General features: G+C 53.1%; 20 protein-coding genes and 1 tRNA gene. 8 read left to right on the top strand and 13 right to left on the bottom strand.

Annotated elements, in window-relative coordinates; all coding sequences use genetic code 11:
• Positions 1-57: 57 nt before the first annotated feature.
• Positions 58-666 (top strand): oligoribonuclease, encoded by a 609-nt coding sequence (gene orn, locus Q0L28_RS00405; RefSeq protein WP_296630031.1) that lies wholly within the window; start codon positions 58-60, stop codon positions 664-666.
• A gap of 49 nt (positions 667-715) precedes the next feature.
• Positions 716-791 (top strand) — tRNA-His (locus tag Q0L28_RS00400).
• Positions 792-942: 151 nt separating this feature from the next.
• On the opposite strand, the gene gatB is transcribed toward Q0L28_RS00400, so the two are convergent.
• Genes gatB through gatC form a run of 3 tightly spaced genes read right to left on the bottom strand, consistent with a single transcriptional unit; the run spans position 943 to position 4,247 of the window.
• Positions 943-2,445 (bottom strand): Asp-tRNA(Asn)/Glu-tRNA(Gln) amidotransferase subunit GatB, encoded by a 1,503-nt coding sequence (gene gatB / locus Q0L28_RS00395; RefSeq protein ID WP_296630028.1) that lies wholly within the window; start codon positions 2,443-2,445, stop codon positions 943-945.
• Entirely contained in the window at positions 2,445-3,947 is a 1,503-nt protein-coding gene (gene gatA / locus Q0L28_RS00390; RefSeq protein ID WP_296630025.1) for an Asp-tRNA(Asn)/Glu-tRNA(Gln) amidotransferase subunit GatA, read from the bottom strand. Before gatA ends, gatB begins: the two co-directional genes overlap by 1 nt.
• A gap of 3 nt (positions 3,948-3,950) precedes the next feature.
• Positions 3,951-4,247 (bottom strand): Asp-tRNA(Asn)/Glu-tRNA(Gln) amidotransferase subunit GatC, encoded by a 297-nt coding sequence (gatC, locus tag Q0L28_RS00385; RefSeq protein WP_296630022.1) that lies wholly within the window; start codon positions 4,245-4,247, stop codon positions 3,951-3,953.
• Positions 4,248-4,445: 198 nt separating this feature from the next.
• Between gatC and Q0L28_RS00380 the strand changes: the two genes are divergently transcribed.
• Positions 4,446-5,498: a DivIVA domain-containing protein gene (locus Q0L28_RS00380; protein WP_296630020.1), complete on the top strand. Its 1,053-nt coding sequence runs from the start codon at positions 4,446-4,448 to the stop codon at positions 5,496-5,498.
• Positions 5,499-5,548: 50 nt separating this feature from the next.
• On the opposite strand, the gene ligA is transcribed toward Q0L28_RS00380, so the two are convergent.
• From ligA to Q0L28_RS00365, 3 genes are read right to left on the bottom strand one after another with little or no spacing between them, the layout of a single operon-like run.
• The gene (gene ligA, locus Q0L28_RS00375) at positions 5,549-7,666 is read right to left on the bottom strand and encodes an NAD-dependent DNA ligase LigA (protein WP_296630017.1); all 2,118 of its coding nucleotides are present in this window, start codon (positions 7,664-7,666) and stop codon (positions 5,549-5,551) included.
• The gene (mnmA, locus tag Q0L28_RS00370; RefSeq protein ID WP_296630015.1) at positions 7,663-8,772 is read right to left on the bottom strand and encodes a tRNA 2-thiouridine(34) synthase MnmA; all 1,110 of its coding nucleotides are present in this window, start codon (positions 8,770-8,772) and stop codon (positions 7,663-7,665) included. The genes ligA and mnmA overlap by 4 nt, the downstream gene beginning before the upstream one ends.
• A gap of 27 nt (positions 8,773-8,799) precedes the next feature.
• On the bottom strand, positions 8,800-9,972 hold the full coding sequence (locus Q0L28_RS00365) for a cysteine desulfurase family protein (RefSeq protein WP_296630012.1): 1,173 nt from the start codon (positions 9,970-9,972) through the stop codon (positions 8,800-8,802).
• Between the two features lie 104 nt (positions 9,973-10,076).
• Here Q0L28_RS00365 and glgX point away from each other — a divergent pair, with 104 nt between their 5' ends.
• Genes glgX through glgB form a run of 3 tightly spaced genes read left to right on the top strand, consistent with a single transcriptional unit; the run spans position 10,077 to position 16,397 of the window.
• The gene (gene glgX, locus Q0L28_RS00360) at positions 10,077-12,128 is read left to right on the top strand and encodes a glycogen debranching protein GlgX (protein ID WP_296630009.1); all 2,052 of its coding nucleotides are present in this window, start codon (positions 10,077-10,079) and stop codon (positions 12,126-12,128) included.
• Between the two features lie 22 nt (positions 12,129-12,150).
• A complete protein-coding gene (locus tag Q0L28_RS00355; protein WP_296630006.1) occupies positions 12,151-14,178 on the top strand; it encodes an alpha-1,4-glucan--maltose-1-phosphate maltosyltransferase in 2,028 nt (675 codons plus the stop codon).
• Positions 14,179-14,192: 14 nt separating this feature from the next.
• On the top strand, positions 14,193-16,397 hold the full coding sequence (gene glgB, locus Q0L28_RS00350; protein WP_296630005.1) for a 1,4-alpha-glucan branching protein GlgB: 2,205 nt from the start codon (positions 14,193-14,195) through the stop codon (positions 16,395-16,397).
• Positions 16,398-16,402: 5 nt separating this feature from the next.
• Here the strand turns inward: glgB and Q0L28_RS00345 are convergent, their stop codons facing one another.
• Positions 16,403-17,332 carry a tetratricopeptide repeat protein gene (locus tag Q0L28_RS00345; RefSeq protein WP_296630003.1) on the bottom strand — a complete coding sequence of 310 codons (930 nt, stop codon included), beginning with the start codon at positions 17,330-17,332 and terminating at the stop codon, positions 16,403-16,405.
• A complete protein-coding gene (locus Q0L28_RS00340; RefSeq protein ID WP_296630000.1) occupies positions 17,332-19,029 on the bottom strand; it encodes a hypothetical protein in 1,698 nt (565 codons plus the stop codon). The genes Q0L28_RS00345 and Q0L28_RS00340 overlap by 1 nt, the downstream gene beginning before the upstream one ends.
• Before the next feature lie 75 nt (positions 19,030-19,104).
• Here Q0L28_RS00340 and Q0L28_RS00335 point away from each other — a divergent pair, with 75 nt between their 5' ends.
• Positions 19,105-20,205: a hypothetical protein gene (locus tag Q0L28_RS00335; RefSeq protein ID WP_296629999.1), complete on the top strand. Its 1,101-nt coding sequence runs from the start codon at positions 19,105-19,107 to the stop codon at positions 20,203-20,205.
• Between the two features lie 17 nt (positions 20,206-20,222).
• Entirely contained in the window at positions 20,223-21,275 is a 1,053-nt protein-coding gene (locus tag Q0L28_RS00330; protein WP_296629997.1) for an AI-2E family transporter, read from the top strand.
• On the opposite strand, the gene Q0L28_RS00325 is transcribed toward Q0L28_RS00330, so the two are convergent.
• The 5 genes from Q0L28_RS00325 to Q0L28_RS00305 all read right to left on the bottom strand — a co-directional run bounded on the left by Q0L28_RS00325 (position 21,272) and on the right by Q0L28_RS00305 (position 24,228).
• A complete protein-coding gene (locus tag Q0L28_RS00325; protein ID WP_296630213.1) occupies positions 21,272-21,988 on the bottom strand; it encodes an alpha/beta fold hydrolase in 717 nt (238 codons plus the stop codon). The two genes, Q0L28_RS00330 and Q0L28_RS00325, sit on opposite strands and share 4 nt — an antisense overlap.
• Positions 21,989-21,990: 2 nt before the next feature.
• On the bottom strand, positions 21,991-22,287 hold the full coding sequence (locus Q0L28_RS00320) for a hypothetical protein (RefSeq protein ID WP_296629994.1): 297 nt from the start codon (positions 22,285-22,287) through the stop codon (positions 21,991-21,993).
• Positions 22,288-22,944 carry a lytic transglycosylase domain-containing protein gene (locus Q0L28_RS00315; RefSeq protein WP_296629991.1) on the bottom strand — a complete coding sequence of 219 codons (657 nt, stop codon included), beginning with the start codon at positions 22,942-22,944 and terminating at the stop codon, positions 22,288-22,290.
• An 89-nt stretch (positions 22,945-23,033) separates the two neighbouring features.
• Complete coding sequence (locus Q0L28_RS00310; protein WP_296629988.1) at positions 23,034-23,660, bottom strand: HNH endonuclease family protein; 627 nt, start codon at positions 23,658-23,660, stop codon at positions 23,034-23,036.
• Between the two features lie 16 nt (positions 23,661-23,676).
• Positions 23,677-24,228 (bottom strand): DivIVA domain-containing protein, encoded by a 552-nt coding sequence (locus Q0L28_RS00305; protein WP_296629985.1) that lies wholly within the window; start codon positions 24,226-24,228, stop codon positions 23,677-23,679.
• Between the last annotated feature and the right edge of the window lie 7 nt (positions 24,229-24,235).

Here is a 24,235-nt window from a genome sequence, read left to right as displayed (position 1 = left end):
CTTGGTTAGAATTGGAGGTCTCCGACTGATGTCGGAGACCTCCCCTATTTTTGGAACGTGATTGAGATTTCTGACAACTTAGTTTGGATCGACTGTGAAATGACCGGCCTGAATCCTGAGAAGGATTGCCTGGTTGAAATTGCGGTCGTAATCACCAACTCAGAACTAGAAATCTTGGATGAAGGCATCGACGTGGTGATCAAACCTCGCGAGGATTCATGGGCGCAGATGAACGATTTCGTGCGCAACATGCACACCGAATCAGGCCTCATCACCGAAGTTGAAAATGGTCTTGAGCTAGCCGAAGCCGAAGAAGTGGTGCTTAGCTACATCAAGCGCTTCGTGCCAAACGCCAAAGAGGCCCCACTTGCCGGCAACACCATTGGCACCGACCGCATGTTCATCAACCGCTACATGCCAGCACTCGACGAGCATCTGCACTATCGAAACATCGACGTTTCATCAATCAAAGAGCTCACCCGCCGCTGGTATCCGCGGGTCTATTTTCAGTTGCCTAAAAAAGACGGCGGCCACCGTGCCCTGGCAGACATTCGTGAATCAATTCAAGAGCTGCGTTATTACCGCCAAACAGTAATGGTTCCTGCACCCGGCCCAAGCACCGACCAGGCCAAAGAGGCATCTGCAAACATCGCGGGCACTAACTAGCTTCAAACTGATAGGCTTACTTGGTTGTTAAACAAAGGTTTAGCACATGGTGGGTATAGCTCAGCTGGTAGAGCACCTGGTTGTGGTCCAGGGGGTCGCGGGTTCAAGCCCCGTTACTCACCCCAATGAATGTTTAAAGTCCCCGGAAGTAAATTCCGGGGACTTTATTCATTGGGGCGAAGCCCTGGTTATTAAAACCAGGTGGAACCCTATTTATTTAAACCAGATTCAATATTTATTGATCGATCGCCAAGGCAGTCGATTTGCCAACGCAAATTATTTATTTGCCATTTCGATTAGCAGTTCACGCACACGGCCGGCATCCGCAGAGCCCTTCATGGCCTGCATAACTGCACCGATAACGGCACCGGCGGCCTGCATGCGGCCTTCACGAATTGCATCGAGCACATCTGGCTGTTTTGCCAACGCAGCTTCGATAGCCGCAATCAGGGCGCCGTCGTCAGATACAACTTCAAGGCCCCGAGCTGCAACTACCTGAGCGGGGCTACCTTCGCCAGCCAAAACAAAAGTCAAAACTTCGCGAGCCAAACGGTCGTTGATCTTGCCTGCTTCAACCAAGCCAGCAAGTTCGGCAACGTAGGCACCAGAAATTTCTAGGTCGGTCACATCCTGGTCTTGAGTGTTCGCAATACGAGCAAGTTCGCCGGTCCACCACTTGCGAGCAGCCTGTGGCTTTGCGCCGGCCTTTACGGTTTCTTCAATTTGGTCTAGCAATCCTGCGTTAACAACATCGCGGAACTCAAGATCGGCAAAGCCCCACTCAGCCTGCACGCGCTTGCGACGGTCGGCTGGGTTTTCTGGCAAGGTTGCGCGAATTTCTTCGATCCAGGCTTTTGAAGGCTGCACCGGAACCAGGTCTGGTTCTGGGAAGTAGCGGTAGTCATCGGCGTCTGACTTAGGGCGACCAGAACTGGTTGCACCCTTGTCTTCGTGCCAGTGACGAGTCTCTTGAGTGATTGCAACACCCTTGGCCAAAAGTGCTGCCTGACGTTGAATTTCATAACGCACAGCACGCTCGATAGAACGCAAAGAGTTAACGTTCTTAGTCTCGGTGCGAGTGCCAAGTTTTTCTTGACCGTGTGGTCGCAGTGAAACGTTTGCGTCACAGCGCACGTTTCCGCGCTCCATGCGAGCATCTGAAACGTTCATGCTCTTCACGATTTCTCGGATCAATCGCACATAAGCCGCGGCCAGTTCAGGAGCTTCAGCACCCGCGCCATAAACCGGCTTGGTCACGATCTCAACCAGAGGCACACCGGCGCGGTTGTAGTCAACAAGTGAATACTCGGCACCCTGAATGCGACCGGTTGATCCACCAACGTGGGTCAGCTTGCCCGCATCTTCTTCCATGTGAGCACGCTCAATTTGAATCGTGAAAACCTTGCCAGATGGCACCTCAACGTCCAAAGCGCCTTCAAAAGCGATTGGCTCGTCAAATTGCGAGGTCTGAAAGTTCTTTGCCAAGTCTGGATAAAAGTAGTTCTTGCGTGCGAAGCGACCGTTAGGGGCAATTTCGCAACCAAGCTGCAAACCAATCTTGATGCTTGACTCAACAGCCTTCTTGTTTACTGCAGGCAGCGAACCAGGCAGGCCGATGCAGATTGGGCAAACGTTGGTGTTTGGCTCGTTGCCAAACTCGTTGCGGCAACCACAGAACATTTTGGTATTGGTGTTTAGTTCAACGTGAACCTCAAGACCAATCACAACTTCAAATTGCTCAAGGGCCTTCTCGTAGTTCATCAACTCGTCTTTAGCCATTAGCGAGCCTCCTGCAACTCGGGTGCAAAATCAATCATTCGCTTGCCCCAAACATCTTCGTGAAGCTTCTCTAGGGTTGCACCTACTTGATACAAACGAGCGTCTTCACGTGCAGGCGCCAAGAACTGAATGCCAGATGGCATGTTCTCTTCGGCCAAACCGTTTGGCACCGCGATGCCCGGAATGCCCGCAAGGTTTGCCGGAATGGTTGCGATGTCGTTTAGGTACATTGCAAGTGGGTCATCCAGCTTCTCGCCAAACTTAAACGCAACGCTTGGTGCAGTTGGTGAAACCAACACATCAGCCTTGGCAAATGCTGCATCAAAGTCGCGCTGAATCAGGGTGCGCACTTTTTGGGCACTGCCGTAGTACGCGTCGTAATAGCCACTTGAAAGTGCATATGTGCCCAGGATGATGCGGCGCTTAACCTCTGGACCGAAACCAGCCTCACGAGTGGCCGCCATCACGCGCTCAATGGTTGGTGTGCCTTCTGGAGTCACGCGCAAACCAAAACGCACTGAATCAAACTTTGCAAGGTTTGAAGAGGCCTCTGCAGGCAAGATCAAGTAGTAAGCAGCGATTGCATATTCAAAACTTGGGCAGTCAACTTCAACAATCTCGGCACCGGCCTGCTGCAACAGCTGCAAGCTTTCGTTAAAACGAGCTGAAACTCCAGCGGCGAAACCTTCACCATTCAACTGCTTGATAACACCAATGCGCATGCCCTTGACGTCAAGCTTTTTAGCAGCCTCGGCCATTGAGCCAAGTGACTCAGGCAACGAGGTGCTGTCGTGTGGGTCGTGACCGGCAATAACGTCCTGCAGCAAAGCTGAGTCAAGAACATTACGAGAAACCGGGCCAACCTGGTCAAGCGAGCTTGCCAGCGCAATCAAGCCGTAGCGTGAAACCGCTCCGTAGGTTGGCTTGGCGCCAACGGTGCCGGTTACGAATGCTGGGTAGCGAATTGAACCACCGGTGTCTGAACCGATTGCAAGCGGCGCCTGAAAAGAGGCAACCACTGAGCTCGAGCCACCACCAGAACCACCCGGGATGCGGCCTAGATCCCAAGGGTTTTTGCTTGGGCCGTAAGCCGAGAACTCGGTTGATGAACCCATGGCGAATTCGTCGAGGTTGGTCTTGCCCAAAATTGGCATGCCAGCGGCGCGAAGTTTGGCAACCACAGTTGCGTCGTAAGGCGGAACCCAACCCTCAAGAATCTTTGAGCCCGAGGTGGTTGGCGCATCAGTAGTTGTCAGGTTGTCTTTTACGGCAATTGGCAAACCAGCAAGCTGGTGCAACTGCTCGCCTGCGGCACGACGACGATCAATGTCGGCGGCGGCGGCAAGCGCAGCCTCTGGGCCAACGTGAAGATAGCTGTGAACGTCGCCATCCACAGCTGCAGTGCGGTCAAGGTGCGCCTGGGTCAGTTCAACCGAAGAAACCTGGCCAGTGCGAAGAAGTTCAGCCTGCTCTGAGGCGCTTTTGCGAATGAGATCTGACATGGTCTACTCCTCATCCAAGATTGCGTGAACGCGAAAGCGGCCATCGGCGCTGTCGGCGGCGCCAGAAAGGGCCTGCTCTTGGGTCAACGAAGGCTCGATCACATCTTCGCGAAAGACATTTGCCATTGCAATTGGGTGGCTAGTGGCCGGCACGTCGCCAGCAACGGCGTCTTTAATAGCGGCAACCGAATCAACAATCAGGTTGAGCTGGTCGGCAAAAAGCGCCACTTCGTTTTCGTTGACATCGATGCGGGCCAGGTTGGCAAGGTGCCTCACCAAATCCGGGGTAATTTCAGACATAAATCCACTCGCTAGGCGTTCGGGGTTGCTTTACAGCCTACCAAACGGGCAAATGTGACCTGACCCGAACATGGCTCTGCCACCACGGCACCGATTGGGCGAAAATATTTTTCAGCCTCGGATAAACCCCTATAAACTAAGGACTTGTGGCTGGTGTTTGCACCGACACGCCAATCCCCTAGCTGCAAAGGCTCAAACTTGGAAAACGAACAGTTCACGATTGCATTTCGTGGCTACGAAAAAGACGAAGTCGACCGCGTCTTGGCCGAGCTTCGTGCAGAACTAGAGCACGTTCGCGAGTACAACTTCAATGCCTCATCTGAGGTTGAGCACCTTAAAAACGAGCTAGAAGAAGCCAAAGCCAAGATTCGCAAGGGCGGCGCACCTGGTTATGCCGAGCTTGGTGCTCAATTTGAGCAGACCCTGCGCCTTGCCGAAGAGCAGGCCACCAAACTTATTGCCGATGCCGGCCAAGATGCCAACCGCATTCGCGAAACCGCAAAGGCCGAAAGCGAGCAACTAACTCGCAAGGCTCAGCAAAAGGCAGACGTAGTTTTGGCCGAGGCCGAAGCCAAGCTAGTTGAGGCTCGCCTTGACGCTGAGCGTCTAGCTACCGAAATTCTTGCTTCAGCCAAGGCTCGTGAAACCGAAGCCGGCGAAAAGATTGGCACCGCACAGCGCGAAGCCTCAGCCATTAAGTCTGAAGGCGAGCGCTACGCCGCCGAACTTCGTGCTCAGGTTCACCGCGAAACCGAAGAGGCGCGTGCTCTAGCCACAGAACTTACTCAAAAGACCGCACAGGCTCGTGTTGAGCTAGAGGCCGAGATTCGCGCCAAGCGCGACGAGACCGAGCAAGAGGCTCTTCGTCTATACCAAAACGCCGTTGCTCAGGCTCAGCAGGTAACCGATGAATCAAGCGCCAACCTTTCTGAGGCATCTGCAAAGGCAGCCGCTCTAATCAGCGAAGCCGAGTCAATTTCTCGCGAGGCACAGGCAACTGCAAACGCGTTGCTAGAAGATGCCAACCGCACCGCAACCAACTTGATCAATCAGTCGCGCCGCCGTGCAGAAATGCTCACTCGCAAGGCTGAAGGCTACGCACAGAACGCAATCAAAGACAGCGAAGAGCGTCTTAGCCGCATGAAGCACGAGCGCGCCGACATCGAAGACTTCTTAGGCACCTTGCGCAACCTGATGACCACCGAGTCAATGGTTGCTGCAGATGAGAACGCGGCTTCAGAGCAAGACTAAGTTTTAGCAAATAAAAACCCGCCGTGATTGGCGGGTTTTTTGTTTAAGAATTATTTTGCGAGTCGCTTTATGAATTCGTCTTCGTCAATAACTTCGACGCCAAGCTCTTCTGCCTTCGCCAACTTCGAACCAGCATTTTCACCCGCAATCACAAATGATGTTTTCTTTGAAACTGACGACGCGGCTTTGCCACCATTCGAGATAATCGCTTCTTCAATTTGATCGCGCGTGAATTGCTTCAACGAACCGGTAGCAACAATGCTCATGCCACTAAAGATTCCGTCGTTGGTTGACGCACCCGGCCCAGCATGGCCTTCGATTTCAAGCACTACCCCGGCTGCGCGCCAAGAATCAATGATCTCTTTGTGCCAATCAACCGCAATCCATTCGGTTAGCGATTGCGCAAGTGTTGGTCCAACGCCGTCAACCTCACTGAGCTCAGCTTCAGTGGCGCCAAAAATTTCGTCGAGCGAACCAAAGTGCGATGCAAGCGCGCGTGCAGCAACTGGGCCAACGTGGCGAATAGAAAGCGCCACCAGAATTCTCCAAAGCGGTCTGGTTTTCGCATCTTCAAGATTGCGAAGTAACTTGAGCGCAACTTCTGCCGGGGTGCCATCTTTCTTCTTAAAGAATTCAACAATCTTTGGATTGCCATCTTCATCAAGTTTTGGCAAACCTGAATCGGCATCAAGCACGGTGGTGCGAATTGGCAGCAAGTCATCCAAAGTTAAATCAAAAAGCTTGGCTTCAGATTTCAGGCCAGCACCCTCTGGCGCAATTGGCTGAGTTAGCGCCGTGGCGGCAACATAACCAAGTGCCTCGATGTCAAGCACGCCACGTGAACCTATGTAGGCAATGCGCTCACGCAACTGTGCCGGGCAGCTCTTTGCGTTTTGGCAACGCAAATCAACATCACCCTCGGATGACGGCGCCAGCGGCGAGTTGCACGCAGGGCAAGTGCTTGGCATCACAAACGCTCGCTCGCTGCCATCACGAAGTTCAATCACCGGGCCGAGAATTTCGGGAATGACATCGCCGGCTTTGCGAAGCACAACAGTGTCACCAATCAGCACTCCCTTGGCTTTCACAACGTCTTGATTGTGCAGGGTGGCAAATTCAACAACTGAACCCGCTACCTTTACCGGTTCAACAACCGCATACGGCGTGGCACGGCCGGTTCGACCAACCGACACCTTGATGTCAACCAACTTGGTGTTCACTTGCTCAGGAGCATATTTATAGGCGATGGCCCAACGCGGCGCACGGCTGGTGAATCCGAGTTCACGCTGACGAGCGAGGTTGTCAATCTTTACAACTACGCCGTCAATCTCGTGCTCAAGGTCATGGCGGTGTGCTTCAAAATCTGCGATGTATTTGAGCACTTCGTCAACTGTGTTGACCACACTCACGCGATCTGAAGTCGGTAGCCCCCAGCTCTTGAGCAACGCATACATCTCGCTCTGATTTGCGGCTGGCGCATCGGGCCAGGCACCAATGCCGTGCACCAACATTTTTAGCGGTCGAGTTGCTGTGACCTTTGGGTCCTTTTGGCGCAACGATCCACTTGCTGAATTTCGTGGGTTGGCAAAAGGCGCCTTGCCCTCGGCAACCAGGCCGGCATTAAGTTTTGCAAAGTCATCCAAAGCAAAATAAATTTCGCCGCGAACTTCAACTTGCGCCGGGTGGTTTTTGCCAGCCAGTTTTTTTGGAATCGATGCGATGGTTAAAACATTCGCTGTGACATCTTCACCAACTACACCGTCGCCTCGCGTTGCAGCTGAAACGAGTTGACCGTTGAGGTAGCGCAGGTTAATTGCTAAGCCATCAATTTTTAATTCACAAAGATAAGGCCCGCTGCCTGCGCGCTCTGCCCAAGTTTTAAATTCATCAAAAGAGAAAACGTTGTCGAGACTCATCATGCGCTCAAGATGCTCTACCGGAGCGAATGCTTGGTTGGCAGCACCGCCCACAGTTTGAGTTGGGCTATCGCCAGTGATTAACTCTGGGTGTTGCGATTCAAGAACCTGAAGCTCGTGCAGCATCGCGTCGTATTCGGCATCACTAATTAGAACAGTGTTGCCCTCGTAGTATGCGCGGCGGTGTTTATTTAGTTCGTCAACCAACTCGGCTACGCGTTTTGCTGCAGCCGCTTGAATCAAATCAGTCATTCGGCATCAACCGGAATTGCACTGACGGTTCGATCGATTGTGGTTTGACCAAGCACTCGTGTGCCCTGATAAACAACTGCGGTCTGTCCCGGTGCAACACCAAGAATTGGCTCATGCACGCGAATCTGCATTTGTGATTCGTGAATTCTAAATTCCGCTTCAATGGCGTCGCCGTGTGCACGCACCTGAACGTGAACTGGCATCCATTCGTCAACATTTGATGGCGCTACTCCACACCAAGTGAACTTATTGCCGACCATTTCATTAATTGCCAATGCCGCCTGAGGGCCAACCACGACCGTGTTGGTCTTAGGGCGAATCTCAAGCACATAGCGCGGGCGACCATCCGCGGCAGGGCGACCAATAGAAAGACCCTTGCGTTGACCAACGGTGAAACCGTGAGCACCCTCATGGTGACCAAGCACGGCACCCGAGCGGTCAACAATCTCACCTTCGGCCTTGCCAGCTTTTTCAGCCAACCAATCCTGAGTGTCGCCCTCTGGAATAAAACAAATGTCGTAGCTGTCTGGCTTATTGGCAACCGCTAGCCCACGGGCATCAGCCTCGGCGCGAATTAAGTCTTTGGATGCCGTTGCGCCCAATGGGAACATCGAATGCTTCAACTGATCTGCAGTCAACACACCAAGAACATATGACTGGTCTTTCGCTAACTCATCACTGCGGTGCAATTCGAGATTGCCATCGGCGTCGGTAAGCAAACTCGCATAGTGCCCGGTGCACACTGCGTCGAAACCCAGGGCTAACGCCTTTTCTAGCAACGCAGCAAACTTGATGCGCTCGTTGCAACGCATGCAAGGGTTTGGGGTGCGGCCAGCCTGATATTCGGCAATAAAGTCATCAACCACATCAGTCTTGAAACGCTCCGAGAAATCCCAGACATAAAAAGGAATTCCGAGAACGTTTGCTGCTCGCTGAGCATCCATTGAATCTTCGATTGTGCAGCAACCGCGCGAACCGGTGCGCAATGTGCCTGAGTTGCGTGACAACGCCAAGTGCACGCCAACAACCTCGTGACCCGCCTCAACAGCCCTAGCAGCGGCAACGGCAGAGTCCACTCCACCAGACATCGCAGCAAGAACCTTCATGGGTTCAAGTCTACTTTCTGAGAATTCTTATTTGGAGGGCATGCCGGCAGCCTTGGCCGACTCATAGCCCTTGGGCAACTGGGCCAAAAAGGCGTCAACGTCGGCCTCGGTGGTGGTGCAATTCATTGAGATTCGCAGTGCGCTTGAGGCATCGGCACGACTGCGTCCCATAGCCAACAAAACATGGGATGCCTGTGCCACACCGGCTCGGCAAGCCGAACCATTCGAAACAGAGACATCGTTCATGTCGAGCACAAAAAGCAGAGAGTCGCCGCTGCAGCCGGGAAAAGTGAAATGAGCGGTGCCTGGCAACCCGGGCTGACTGCCTCGACTAAACACCGCATCAGGGGCAATCTGTTTGACCCCCGCAACCAGACGATCGCGCATAGCGGCTACAGAACCCGATTTGATTGGAAGCTCGGCAATTGCCACTTCGGCCGCTTTGGCGAACGCGGTGGCTAGCGCTGGGCTCAACGTGCCAGAGCGAATGCCCCGCTCTTGGGCGCCGCCGTGTGAAGTTGGCGAAATCTTGGCTTCACGCGAAGCAATCAACGCACCAACACCAACCGGGGCGCCGATTTTGTGGCCAGTGATAGACATTGCAGTGAGCCCGCTGTCTTTAAAGCTGATTGGAATCTGACCAAAAGCCGCCACAGCATCGCTATGCACCGGAATGCCATAGGGCTTAGCCAAGGCCACGATGTCAGAAATCGGAAAAATTACGCCGGTCTCGTTATTGGCCCACATCAGGGAAATCAAGGCAATTTCGTCGTGCCGTTCAGCAACAAACTGCCGCAACCAGCTCAAATCGAGTTGCCCCTCTGCCGTTACCGGCACAAAAACGCCTTCGGCACCCTGTGTGTTCTCTAGCCATTCCACCGTTTCAATCACGGCGTGGTGCTCGGTACCTGCTGTTACAACCAGCCGCCTAGAGGCATCCGGGGTGTTTCGAGCCCAGTAGAGGCCAATAATGGCGCTGTTGTCGCTTTCGGTGCCGCCAGCAGTGAAAATTACCTCGCTGCGGTGGCAATCTAACGATTTGGCTAATGATTCGCGTGCCTCTTCGAGATTTCGGCGGGCACTTTGACCAAAACTATGCACCGAGGATGGGTTACCCACCTCTTGCAGTGCCGCCAGATAGACCGAAAGCACCTCGGGCCGAATCGGCGAGGTGGCTGCATGATCTAGATAAACGGCCATTTGATAAGCCTAGTTTTGCCCATCGGTTAATCATTGCGAAATGTAACAATGGTTAGAATTTGTAAGGTTGCCCGCTTGGCAGCCAATAACAATAAGTGGTGTTGATGAGCTCGATTATTGCCGCAGGTCAGGGTCAACTTGGCGTGACGATCGAAAACGGAATCGGCACCATTCGCGTTTACAGCGAGACCGCAACTTTTATTGAACTCTGCATTCTGAACTCGGATGACCCGCGCACTGTTGCCGCGTCAGTTGAATTGCAAGCGGGAGCGGATCACATTTGGTCTGGCTCGCACCCCAAACTGATTGCCGGCGCCAAATATGCGCTGCGCGCCGATGGCCCTGATGGCCCACGGGATGGCTTTAACAACGCACTCTTTTTGATTGACCCATATGCCCGTGGTGTGATTCGTGAGAGCGCCCGCGAATATCACTGCCAGGTGATTGCCAGTGATTTTGATTGGCAAGGCGTTGAAAAACCGAATACCGCACTTGAGCAAACCATTATTTATGAAGCTCACCCACGCGGTCTAACCCGCGGCAACCAAGACCTTCCAGATGAGTTGCGTGGCACATATGCAGCACTAGGGCACCACAGCACCATCGCCCACCTAAAAAATATTGGTGTGACCGCGGTTGAACTTTTGCCGATTCACATGTTCATTTCTGAACCTCGCCTGATGAACATGGGCTTGATCAACTACTGGGGCTATAACACCATCAACTTCTTTATGCCTCACCCTCGCTATGCGTCACGAAATGCAATCCAAGCTGGGCCAACCGCAATCATCGACGAACTAAAAACTTCTATTCGTGAACTGCACCGAAATGGCATCGAAGTGATTCTTGACGTGGTTTACAACCACACTGCCGAAGGTGGTGGCGGTGGCCTCACCTACTCATTCCGCGGCTTAGATAATTCCAACTACTACCGTCAAGATGACAACGGTCACTATCACGACACCACCGGTTGCGGAAACTCGCTGAACTTTGCTAACCCACAGGTGGTTGCGCTCACCATCGAGAGTTTGCGCTACTGGACCGAAGAGATGCAGGTAGACGGTTTTAGATTCGACCTAGCCACCACACTTGCGCGCGATGCGAGCAACACTTTTGACCCGGGTCACCCGTTGCTGCGGGCAATTGTTGACGACCCAATTTTCGCTAACTCAAAAATGATCATGGAACCTTGGGATGTTGGCCTGGGTGGCTGGCAAACCGGAAACTTTCCTGACCGTTTTGCTGAATGGAACGACCGATACCGCGACAGCATTCGCAAATTCTGGCTTTCGGATGTTGCCAATGCGCGCAATAGCGGACAGCACTGGAACGGCGTTGCAGATTTGGCCACTCGCCTATCTGGTTCACGCGACATCATCGATGGCCCAAGCGGCCCGCTAGGTGGCGTTAACTTCATCACCGCGCACGACGGTTTCTGCCTGCGTGACCTAGTGAGCTATGACACCAAACATAACCAGGTGAATGGTGAAAGCAACCGCGATGGCACAAACGGAAACCACTCGTTTAACCACGGACACGAGGGTGCCGGTGCACCCCAAGAGGTTCGCGTTGCGCGTCGCAAGGCTGCTCGAAACCTAATGGCCACCATGATGTTCTCTGCCGGAATTCCAATGGTGACCGCGGGTGACGAACGCCTCAAGACTCAAAATGGCAACAACAACGCCTACTGCCAAGACACGGTTCTCAGCTGGGTGAACTGGGACCTAGAGCAACATGAAATTGAGTTCGAAGAGACCTTTGCTTACCTAACTAAGTTGCGCCATGGCAACCCAGTGCTTCGCCCTAAGGCCTTTGGCGATTTCAACATTGCATCCGGCGACCAAGATCTAGTCAAGTGGTACAACGCCGACGGTGAAATCATGACTGGCGAAGACTGGCAAAACACCGAATGCCGCACGATCAGCCGCTTCACCGAGCACCTTTTGCCCGATGGCGGCAAGAATGCCATGCTGCTGGTGATTCATGGAGCTGAAACCGCCCAGGTCGTTCGCCTGCCCGAAGGCCTAGGAGCAGATGACTTTGAGTTGCTTTGGAATAGCGCCGACGAAGTTCCTCCGGCCGAAATGGCAAAATTCTCAGCCGGTGCCGAGATAACGATGTCGCATACTTCTATCCAGCTATTCCGAGCGGTATAAAAAGTTCACTAAGTTATGAAGTGTGAGCAAAACGAACGTAATCAGCTACCTTAACGACCAGCCATTCGGCAGACTGCCAATCTTGGGAGTCTCACCTTCTGTTGAAGGAGGTCGTTGGCCGGCAAAAGCTGTAGTTGGCGAAGTTGTGCCATTTGCAGCCACCGTTTTTAGAGAAGGCCACGACAGCCTTGGCGTAGAACTGTTGCTCACTGCCCCATCGGGCAAGCAATCGGTTTACCGAATGACCCCTGGTGACCCTGGCACCGACCGCTGGCTGACCTCTGCTTGGTTGCAAGAAAAGGGCCAGTATCGTTTTCAAATTCGAGCCTTTGGTGACGACTATGACACCTGGCACCACAACGCAACCGTAAAAATTGCCGTTGGCATTGACGAAGACTTGATGATGCTTGAAGGCATCGCGCTTTTCAATCGTGGCGCAACCGAAAAGGGCCGCAGTGCGCAAAGCGCAAAACTGTTTCTGACTCTGGCTGAGGAATTGGCAAACCAAAAGCGCCCGGCAAAAGACCGCCTAGCAATTGCAGAAGCCGATGTTGTCTTGAAGGCCGTGGCCGCAGAACCTATCCGCAGCCTGATTACCCTCAGCGATGAGTGGGTGATCGATTGCGAACGCGAACGCGCCGGAGTTGGTGCCTGGTATGAATTTTTCCCGCGCAGTGAAGGCGCAGTGTTCGACGCGAAGACTAAAACCTGGAAGTCGGGCAACTTTAAGACTGCTGCACTTCGACTTCCAGCCGTGAAGGCTATGGGTTTCAACATCCTTTACATGCCGCCTATCCACCCAATTGGCGTGGCTTATCGCAAGGGCCCGAACAACACTTTGCAGGCTGGGCCACAAGACCCAGGCTCACCGTGGGCAATTGGTTCAGCAGATGGCGGCCACGACAAGATTCACCCAGACCTTGGCACCGAAGCTGACTTCAAAGCTTTCGTTAAAACCGCCACAGACCTTGGTATCGAAATTGCACTTGATCTAGCGCTTCAGGCTTCGCCAGATCATCCGTGGGTTAAATCACACCCAGAGTGGTTCACCACCCGCGCTGACGGAACAATCGCCTACGCCGAGAACCCACCTAAGAAATACCAAGACATCTACCCAATCAACTTCGACAATGACCCCCAGGGCATTTACTTCGAAGTTTTGCGTGTGGTTAATCACTGGATTTCATTTGGCGTGAAAATTTTTAGAGTCGACAACCCACACACCAAACCTGTGGCCTTCTGGGAATGGTTGATTGCCGAAGTAAATCGTGAATTTGGTGACGTGGTCTTTTTGGCTGAGGCGTTTACCCGGCCGGCAATGATGCATGCGCTTGGCAAAGCTGGTTTTCAGCAGAGCTACACCTATTACACCTGGCGCAACACCAAGCACGAGCTTGAAACCTATCTAACCGAATTGTCACAGCACACCGCTGATTTCTTTAGACCTAACTTTTGGGTCAGCACGCCAGACATTCTTACCCAATACCTTCAGTTCGGGGGCCCGGCAGCACACAAGATTCGCGCCGCAATTGCAGCTACTGCTTCGCCAAGCTGGGGCATGTATGCCGGTTACGAACTGTGCGAGTCGGTTGCTCGACCAGGCGCCGAAGAACACATCGACAGCGAAAAGTATGAATACCGCCCTCGCGACTGGGCAGCGGCAGAGAAATCTGGCCGCAGCATTGCGGGCTACATCACAAAGTTGAATCAAATTCGCGCTGCACACCCTGCGATTCGACAACTTCGCAACATTGATTTTCACCACACCGATGACTCAGCGATTCTTGCCTACTCAAAGCGCATTGCCGCAGAACACACCGTGGCAAATCAAGAAGACGTGATTTTGGTGGTGGCCAATGTTGACCCACACGCCGTGCGTGAAACTACCGTGCACCTAGATCTTGCCAAACTCGGTCTGCCATACGGTTCAAGTTTCGAGGTCACCGATTTGATTACTAACCAAGTGTTTACTTGGAGTAGCGATAACTACGTTCGACTTGATGCATTCTTAGAACCGGTACACATTTTCAAAATCGGCAAACTCGTTTAGGCAAAGGACTGTTCATGACAGACAAGAAATTGACAGGCAAACTTCCTGAACTTGATGGCAACTATGTTTCACACGTGGCCCATGGTGCTCACTACGACCCCCACTCTCTGCTTGGTGCACACCCGGTTGATGGTGGCTGGGTAATTCGCACCCTAAAGCCGCTTGCCAAATCGGTTAAGGCCGAATTGACCGCTGGCGAAATGATCGACTTGCAGCACCTTGCGCATGGCGTGTGGCAGGGATTCGTAGCAGCTAACAGCGCACCTGACTATCGCATTGTTGCCACCTATCAAGGCGATGGCGCAGACACCACATGGCGAGTTGACGACCCATACCGCCACGCACCTACCCTGGGCGAACTTGATCTGCACCTAATTCGCGAGGGCCGCCACGAAGAACTCTGGAAAGCACTGGGTTCTCACATCGTTAGCTTCACCAGCAGCCTTGGCAATACAGCCGGCACCCGTTTTGCTGTTTGGGCTCCTAACGCACAAGCTGTGCGCGTGGTCGCCGACTTCAACCACTGGAATGGCGTTGCACACTCAATGCGCGTGATGGGCTCAAGTGGCGTTTGGGAGATCTTTATCCCAGGTGTAGGCCTTGGCAATAAATACAAATACGAAATTCTTACCCAGGATGGCAATTGGATCACAAAGATCGACCCACTGGCCCGCGCCACCGAGGTGCCACCAAACACCGCATCGGTCATTACCGACTCTTCATATAAGTGGAACGACACAAAGTGGATTGAAGCCCGCAGCAAACGCGATGCACTCAAGTCACCAATGTCGATCTATGAATTGCACGCAGGATCTTGGCGAATTGGCTTGGACTACCGTTCACTTGCAGACGAACTGATTCCTTATATTTTGGAAACTGGTTTCACCCACGTTGAGTTCATGCCATTGGCTGAACACCCATATGCACCTTCATGGGGCTACCAGGTAACTGGCTACTACGCACCAACATCGCGATTCGGTTCTCCAGATGAATTGAAGTACCTAATCGATCGCCTACACGAAGCTGGCATCGGCGTAATTCTGGACTGGGTTCCAGCGCACTTTCCAAAAGACGAATGGGCATTGGGTCGCTTTGATGGCCGCGCGCTTTATGAGCACGAAGATGCGCGCCGTGGCGAGCACCCAGACTGGGGCACTTTCATCTTTGACTTTGGTCGAACCGAAGTTAAAAACTTCTTGGTTGCCAACGCTCTTTACTGGCTCGAAGAGTTCCACATCGACGGCCTTCGCGTAGACGCTGTTGCCTCAATGCTCTACCTGGACTATTCACGTGAAGGTGACAACTGGCTGCCTAACCAATACGGTGGTCGAGAAAACCTAGACGCAATTGCGTTCATGCAAGAAGTGAACGCAACGGCATATCGCCGCAACCCGGGCATCATGATGATTGCCGAAGAGTCAACCAGTTGGGGTGGCGTAAGTGCGCCAACCGACGGTGGCGGCCTTGGCTACGGTTTCAAATGGAACATGGGTTGGATGAATGACACCCTTCAATACATTGAGAAAGACCCGGCCTACCGTCGCTACCACCACGGCGAACTAACCTTCTCGATGCTCTATGCCTACGATGAAAAATTCATCCTGCCAATCAGCCACGACGAAGTCGTGCACGGCAAGGGTTCATTGCTTGCCAAGATGCCTGGAGACCGCTGGCAGCAGCTGGCTAACGTGCGTGCCTATTTGGCATTCATGTGGTCTCACCCAGGCAAGCAACTTTTGTTTATGGGTTCGGAATTCGGCCAGCAATCTGAATGGAACCAAGAGCGCGGTTTGGAATGGTGGATTCTTGATCAACCAAGTCACCGCGGCTTGCACTCATTGGTTGGCGTGCTCAACAAGATCTACACCGCTACCCCGGCGCTTTGGCAGCGCGATCACGAGCACCAAGGATTCGTGTGGATTGATGGTGGCAACGCCGACGCCAATCTGCTGAGCTTCTTGCGTTATGACGACGCTGGCAACCCGCTTGCAGTAGTTATCAACTTTGCTGGGCACCCACACCACAACTTCAAGTTGGGGCTGCCTATCAGTGGCGAATGGATTGAAGTGCTAAACACCGATGCCGAAGAATTTGGCGGCTCGGGTGTTGGAAACTTTGGTCGAATCACTGCCAACGGCGAAGGCTCGCACGGTCAACCCCACTCGGCAACCATTTCGGTTCCGCCACTGGGTGCAGTTTGGTTCAAGCCGGCTAAGTAGTCGAATTAAAAAAGCAGCGCGGTTAGTGCGCGACGAGCTGCAATAACCTCAGATGAGTCTTGAGGCCAAACCTGAAATAGTTCGAGCAGGTGTTTGCGCAGTATTTCGCGCTCGGTTTGATCGGCAATTGCAAAGCGCTTAAGAATCACATCGAAGCCTTGCTGCGCGTGACCCAAAGCAACACAAGCATCTGCCTTGTTGAGAATTTCTTGCAGTTGGCTTGGCTCTGAAGCAACGGCGGCATCAACATCAAATTGGCTGGTGCGCACCAAAAGGTTTGCTTGAGCCAAACCGGCAACGGCAAGTTGGTCGCTCGGCTTTTCAGCTAAGGCCCTTTTATAAAACTCAACGGCTGCCGGGTAATCCCCTGCGTCAATCGCGTCGAATGCAGCTTTGTGCAGAGGTGGCAGTTCTGGCTCCGGTGCCTTGGCGCCCTCAGAAACCACAACCTTGCCAGTGATTCCGTTCTCTTTGCCAACTTCTAGCAAACGGTCTAAAACTGCGGATACCGATTCGGCACTTTGATCGCCCTCGAACAACGGAACTGACTGGCCTTTGACAAGCGTTAGAACGCTCGGCACCGACTTGACCTGAAAAGCCTGCACCAGCGTAGGTGCGCTGTCGGCATCAACACGAACCAACAGCAATTGACCTTGCTTTGCGCGCACTGCGGCTTCGATTTTCTCGCCTAGCACCTTGCTTGGCTCGCTCCAGGTTGCAAAAAATTCAACAACAACGGCAACCGACTTAGAAAGATTCAAAAAGGCCTTGATGTTAGCTTCGGTGCCAACCGTAACCAAATCAGGTACTGCAACCTCGGCCATATTTTGCTGCGGAGCGGCTGCCTGCGTTGGCTGAGCCGGAGCCTCCGGCTTGCGCAACGACGACAGGTCGTAGGCGCCCGCAAGGTTTGCGCGCGAAGTGAAATCTGCCACTACAAACCACGCACGCTAACTAGACCTTGGGTGGCGCCGAGCAACTTAACCTGAGCATCATCACTTAGCGCTGGAACATAGAACAGCAGCATGTCGCCATAAACCGAGCGAACACCAGTGGTTGAACCATCTGCGCCCAACATGATTTTTTCTTGACCGGTGACTGCCACTGCAGAACCGCGCTTCTTGGGGCGAATCGTGTAAGTGTCTTTCATGTAGACCGCAACCAACGCGCCAGCGTTTGAAGTAGCAAGAGAAATTACATTTGGGTCGCCAAGCGAGTGCACAAATTTCATGTTGGCAGTTTTTAGATTTGCCACCTGGCTCTTTTGGCTAGCCGAAACCTGCTTGTAGAACTCGTCTTTGTCGAGATTGAATAGTGCTGAGCTAAGACTGCTGGCACCCTTGTTGATTACGTCACCGTATGCCACGGCTACATCCTTAGGCTGCATTTTTAGGAACAGCGAGTTTGACTCGACCGGAATTGCACCAACAGAAGATGCTGGCATTTCTGGAAGCGTTGAACCCGGCATCAGGCGAATGTTGTACCAAAGCAGATATGGGCTTCGCGGTGTTTGCTGCTCTAGCACCAACATTTGTGGCAGGGCATTGCCCGCCTCATCGGTTACGGCCATGATTGCGCGTGGCCAACCAGCAGTTGCCGAAGGAAGGCTAAATGAAATGGGTTTGGCAACAATCGCTGGCAACGCTTCAACCTTGGTTGATCGAGTGCGCAACAAATAGTGAGCGGTGCGTTGTTCAAGGGCGGCACCGGCGAAACGGAATTTCAGGACTTTTTTATCCGAGGTCAGGTCTGCATCGGCGGCAACCTGGGCGGTGTCGGCAAGGATGCGTTTGATCTGCTGATAGGTCACTGCTGCAGGTGGAACCTCGGCCCCACTAGCTGACGGTGAAGGGCTCGGTGATTGCGATGAAGCAGGAACGCAACCGGTGAGCAACGCCAGAATTGTTAGCGAAGCCGGGAGCGCAATCTTGGCTCGACGAACCGAGCGGCGGCCTCGAACAGGTGCCGCATTCGCTTTCTTCTTTGGTCGGTACTGCGGTGGCTTAGGCGCACTTGGGGTGCGACGTCTTGGGCCACGCTTGCGACGCATCACGTTGTAGGCGATGGTGTTCAAAATGATTGCGGCCAGCAAGAATGCAGCGCCACCAATCAACAAGGCATTCGACCAAAAATTGCTTACTGGCAATCGCCAAACAAGCTCAAATTTTTGAGGCGCAGAGGATGAGCCGTCGCTGGCCAACAGCCCGGCGCCATCCAAAGCTGGGTTAAGTTTCAAAGTTGCAGCGCCTTGACCAGTGCGCTCGGTGCGCCAAAGGTCTGAACCCATAGGGCTGCCCGAGTTTCTAACGCCAAGATTTTTTTCGAGCCCCAATTTCTTGGTTTTTGGGTCAGCGGCCACCTGAAGATATTCCGCGTTGCCAATCCAGGCAACAATGTCGGATTCGCGACCTGAGGCCATAAAAATCTGGCCCGCGGCGTTGGCCTCAAGAACTGGAGTGCCCGGGTGAGATTCGAGCACCGAATTGGGAATCAACACCAGCGCCGAAGCGGAATCGGCCTCGATTGACTGGCGAATCTCTGTTGGTGGCGCCCAGATAGTGCGCTGAGCCAAACCACCAAGCAGCAAAAACACCGAAATCATAAATAGCGCAGCAGCAATCAGAAAGCGCATGCGATATCCAATCGGGTAAACTTGCCAAGGGCGGAATTGCCCTGTTCATTCTACCGAAGTGCCTAGGAGCCGTCCTTGTCTGGCGAAGAGACCGAATTCCCCGTAGTCATGCGTGGCTACGAGCGCGCTGCGGTTGAAGACGCCCTGCGCGACCTTCGCAAAGACCTGATGCGCCTTTCGGCCCAAAACGCTCAATTGGCACAAGAACTAAAAGAAGCCAGTGCCGCCCGCGAGCAAGCCGATATTTTGGTGGCCGAGGCTGGCACCCCGTCTTACTCAGGCGTGGGCGCTCGTGCAGCTCTTATTTTGAGCACCGCCGAAGACCAGGCCGCCACCCTGCTTACCGAGGCCAAAAACCAAGCTGCCAAATTGCACGCTCAACTTGAAACCGAGATTGAGGCGCTGCATGGCGAGGCCAAGGGTTACTACGATTCTCTGGTTGCCGAGGCCCAGCGTCGAGCCGACCGCATCATGACCGCAGCCCGCACCGACTACGACGAAATTGTTAACCAGGCGCGCACCGAGGCAACTCGCATCTCAGAAGAGACCACTCGCGAAGCCGGCTCTATCCGTGGCGCAATTTCAACCGAAGTTGCCAAAATGCGTGCCAATGCCAAGCGTGAAATTGAATCGATGAAGGCCAAGGTTGAACGCAACCTAGCTGAGCAAAAAATGATGACCTTTAGAGACATCGCTCGTGGCGTAGACATGGATTCTGCAAATGCACTGATCAGTGAGCAGGCGCGAATCGACCTTGAACTTGAACTAACCGCACGTCGCGCCGAAGCTGAAGCTGAATATCTTGACAAGCACCAGCACGCGGTTGCCGCCACCCAAAAATACTTGGACGACGCGAACGCTCAGCTTTCGAACGCTTTGACTCGCGCGAATGCTGCCCGCCTAGAAGCCGAGACGCTTGAGGCTGCCGCGATTTCAATCAACCAACAGACCACGATTGCAACCCGCAAAAAAGCCGACGCAATCATCGCCGCAGCCGAGGCCGAGGCACGTCAATTGGTTGCCCAAGCGCAAGAGGCCGCTGAGCGCAAAATCAACGAGGCTAAAGATGCCCTCGAAAAGATTCAGGCAGAACGCGAATCGGTTGAGGTCTACCTTCGAAACCTTCGAAATGTGTTGGCAGCGCCAACCCAGCAAAACCCAGATTCTCGCTATTAACCGATAGGTTTAGAGGCATGCAGGGGAATACAAGAATCACCAATGCCTTCCAGGTTGGCCTTCTAGGCGGCCTAGGTGTGCTCGCAGCATTATTGCTCGGCGGCGCAATTGCATCGATTGCCAACGTGCTCACCTACATCGCTGCTTCAATCTTTATTGCCCTCGGATTCGAACCGGTGGTTGCAAAACTCGAGAAGCTCAAGATGCCGCGCAAATTTGCGATTCTCACCGTGATCGCCAGCTTGCTTGCCGTGATTGCAGTGCTTTTCGCAGCGGTGTTCCCTCCCCTAGCCAGCCAGGCAGCTCACTTCATCAAGTCAGCACCTGAGGTGTTTGACTCAATTCTTAACCTTTCATTCATTGCCAACCTCGACAGTCAATTCAACGGCAGCATCACTCAAGCCGTTACAAACGCTGGGGATTTTCTGGGCAACTCGGCTAACTGGCCAGGAATGCTTGGCGGGCTTTGGCAGGTAGGCCTGTCAATTTTCAATGGCTTCTTTGGCGCGCTAATCATTCTGATTCTCACGCTGTATTTCATGGCTTCACTCGACCGCTTCAAGCGCTGGACTTACTCGTTGGTTCCGGCTTCGCGTCGCGATAAGTTTGCTCACTTGGCTGAGCAGATTGCCGAATCAGTTGGTCGCTATGTGATGGGCCAAGTTGTTATCGGTGTCATCCAGTCATTCTTCGTCTTCATTTTGCTGTCAGTCACCGGCGTGCCATTCGCGCTAGTCATTTCAGCAATCGCATTGCTGCTTGGCCTGGTGCCTCTAGTGGGAACAATTACCGCCGCGGTTATTGCAACTTTGGTTGCACTGAGTGTTTCACCAATCACGGCTCTTATTGTTGGCGTTTTCTACCTGGTCTACATGCAGATTGAGGCTTACCTGATTAGCCCAAAGATCATGAGCCGCGCGGTGCAGGTGCCGGGTGCTGTTGTTGTGGTTGCGGCTCTTGCCGGTGGTGCGATTCTAGGAATTCTTGGTGCGCTGGTTGCTATTCCAGTGGCAGCATCAGTGATGCTGATTTTGCGTCAGGTTATTGTTCCTCGCCAAGACACGCTTTAGGCGTTTGGCTGCCACAGGGTTGGCAATGGATAAGCGGCTGGATTCACTGCTTTCACAATTTCGTTAAGCACTCGTGCTGTTGATTCTTCGCCCACCCAAAGATGCTTTGCGCCCTCAACCGCGATCAGTTTGACGTGCGGGACCAATGAGAATCTCGCTGCAGCTTCGACCGGCTTTAGATTGTCATCGTGTTCTGGAATCAAGGCAATCAATTGCTTATCGCTGGTTGCCCATTTTTCTAAATCAACATCCGAAGCGCGATGCAACGGCGGCGACAACAAAATTGCGCCGACAACATCTTTGTCAGAGCCATATTTCAAAGCCAACTCGGTTCCAAAAGACCAACCCACGAGCCAGAGGTTTGGCAACCCACGCTCTTTCGCAAACTGCAATGCGGCTACAAGATCGTGTTGCTCGGTGATTCCTTCACCAAAGGTTCCCTCGCTGGTGCCGTGTGGTGAGGATGTGCCACGAGTGTTGAAGCGCAACACAGCAACGTTTGCAAGCTCTGGCAAACGGTTGGCGGCCTTACGCAAAATGTGGGAATCCATGAATCCGCCGTGGGTAGGCAACGGGTGCAAGGTAACGAGCGTGGCAACTGGAGCACGCCCAACAGGCATTGCCAGTTCGCCAATCAGTTTTAGGCCATCTTGAGTGGTTAAGGTTATGGCCTCACGAACCGAAGGCAGTTCAACGCTTGATCGAATTTCAATGCTCACAGCAGCGGCCCCTGAAATGATTTCCAACAGGCATTGTGAAAGTGTCGTCGGGTTTCTACGCCACGCACTTCATCCCAAGCAACAATGTGGCTAACACCTTTTGCGATCTGCAGGTGGCAATGTGGGCAGACCCATACCTTGTCATCTTCGGCATTGGCACCCACGGTGGTTTGTGTTGTGTATTCGACTCCGCGCTTAATTTCGGTGCGGCGAAAACCAAATCTAACGGTTGAAAAATCTAGCTCTTCGGGCTCTTCTTTTTTTGAGCGCTTAGGGCGATTGCTGCGTGGCACTTAGTACCAGCCGAGTTTGTCTGAGTGTGCCAGCGCACCACAAGGCGAGCCATAACGACCCTTGATGTACTTCACACCCCAGCGAATTTGAGTCTCTGGGTTGGTTTGCCAGTCAGCGCCTTCGGTGGCCATCTTCACACCAGGCAGCGACTGTGGAATTCCGTAGGCTCCCGATGAGGCGTTATGAGCGTCGACTCGCCAGTTTGATTCGCGCTGCCAAAGCTTGACCAAGCAAGAGTACTGATCGACACCAAAGCTCATTGAGCTAAGCAGCGCAAATGCATATGACTGTGCGGTGCCCGCGGATGGGATATCGGCCGTCTCTACGAACATAGCCGCAGCGTCGTTGCCGGTGACGATGTTAAAACCACCACGCGCAAATGAAATTGTTTGACTCTCGGCGTATCCGTAGGTTTGCGAGAGCTCGTCATCGCTATAGATCTGAATTGTGGCTGCACTGGCCATGGTGCCTGAATAAGGGTCAACAATCGAAACCAAAATAAAGCCAACTGAAAAAAGGAACCCAAGCAACGGCCTGAAGGCATGCTTTTTTAGGTTGAGTTTCGGTCGAGAAAAAGGAGTGTTGGCGAGCGCTGAGTCGACGGCCGAACCCAAACGGTTCGACAAGTGGGGCTTATAAGCCTCATGTCTGCCCATTAGTAGCCTTTCAAAACAGCCTCTGCGTTAACACAAACCGCAAAACTCCAGTTTACCCGCGCTCGGTTTGAAGTGCCAGAGTCATCCAGTTAGTTAGGCAGCTTCTGCGTTGGGCAACCGGCTAGAACCCTTGCCATCGCTGACTTCTCGGCGCTTGTGACCCAGAGTGAATACTTGCGTTTCACAGCAATTTGTCGGGCTACATAGGCGCAACGATAGCCCTTATTGGGTGGCAGCCAGGTGGCCGCATCGCCATCGCCTTTGGATGAGTTGGTAGGGCCATCGACTGCAAGAAGATTCAGTGGATCGTTGTAAAAGGCATACCGCTTGGAATAGCCGAGTTGTTGAGCGCCTTTTTGCCAGGCGTCGCTAACCGCTACCACATGGTCGATTTGAACAGCTAACGATGAGCCCACTCCCCTCACAAAATGAATTACTTTGCCGGTGTATGGGTCGTGAAGTGTGCCGGTGGCCACAGTGCAATCTGGGCTGCTGCGCCAAGTGATGTTGGTGAGGTCCCGCTTAAGAATGTAGTTGCGCGTGTCGCAGTATCCGATGTCGCCCCAACCATCACTGAAATTTGTTCGGTCGTAGCCAGTTTTGGGCGCCCGCCCTTTTATTGGCAATTTATTCAGTGCGGCTGTTGCCGAAACAGAGGTAGCCGCGGTGGCTGGTGTGACCTCAAAAGCAATTGCTTGACTAGTGCTCGCGAGCACGACCAATGCAAGCAAGCTAGCGGTTGGCCTCAATCTGCAAAATATCAACAACGCGATCAATGAACGCGTCAACCTGACTTTCAACATAGCCACCCCTCTTAGTTTTAAATGTAGAGCGGCGAACGACATTTAACGGCAGCTTGGTTCCTGAGCCAACATGCAGAGCTATTTGGTCACAAAGAGCATCAACTTGCTTGCGACTGTAGCCGCGCAGGAGCAATCCGGTGGATTTAAATTTTTTGCCCTTAGGTCGATCAGTTCGACCCTTAACAATTTCAACGACGCGCGCCAGGCGATCGGCCAAAGCTGCATCGCCACGAGTAATTTTTTGGTGCGCAATTTCGCGAGAGGCAAATGAATCTTCGAGACGGTCAAGGGCTGTGTCAACGGCTCCAATAATGTAGCCACCGGCAACCAAGTCAAACTCGGTATTTCGCACCTGATCGGCAGTTACCAATCCTAGGGATGCATCGTTGAACTGACGACGAGCCAGCTCGACGAAGCTATCAACCTGTTCTGGGTTGTAGCCAAATTGTTTTGCCGACTCTTTAGGAAATGAAAAACTCACGGGTCTA

It is taken from the genome of Rhodoluna sp., from assembly GCF_024639375.1.
Lineage (GTDB): Bacteria > Actinomycetota > Actinomycetes > Actinomycetales > Microbacteriaceae > Rhodoluna.
Note: the sequence above shows the minus strand (reverse complement) of the source record. Positions and strands in the feature narration are given on the sequence as shown.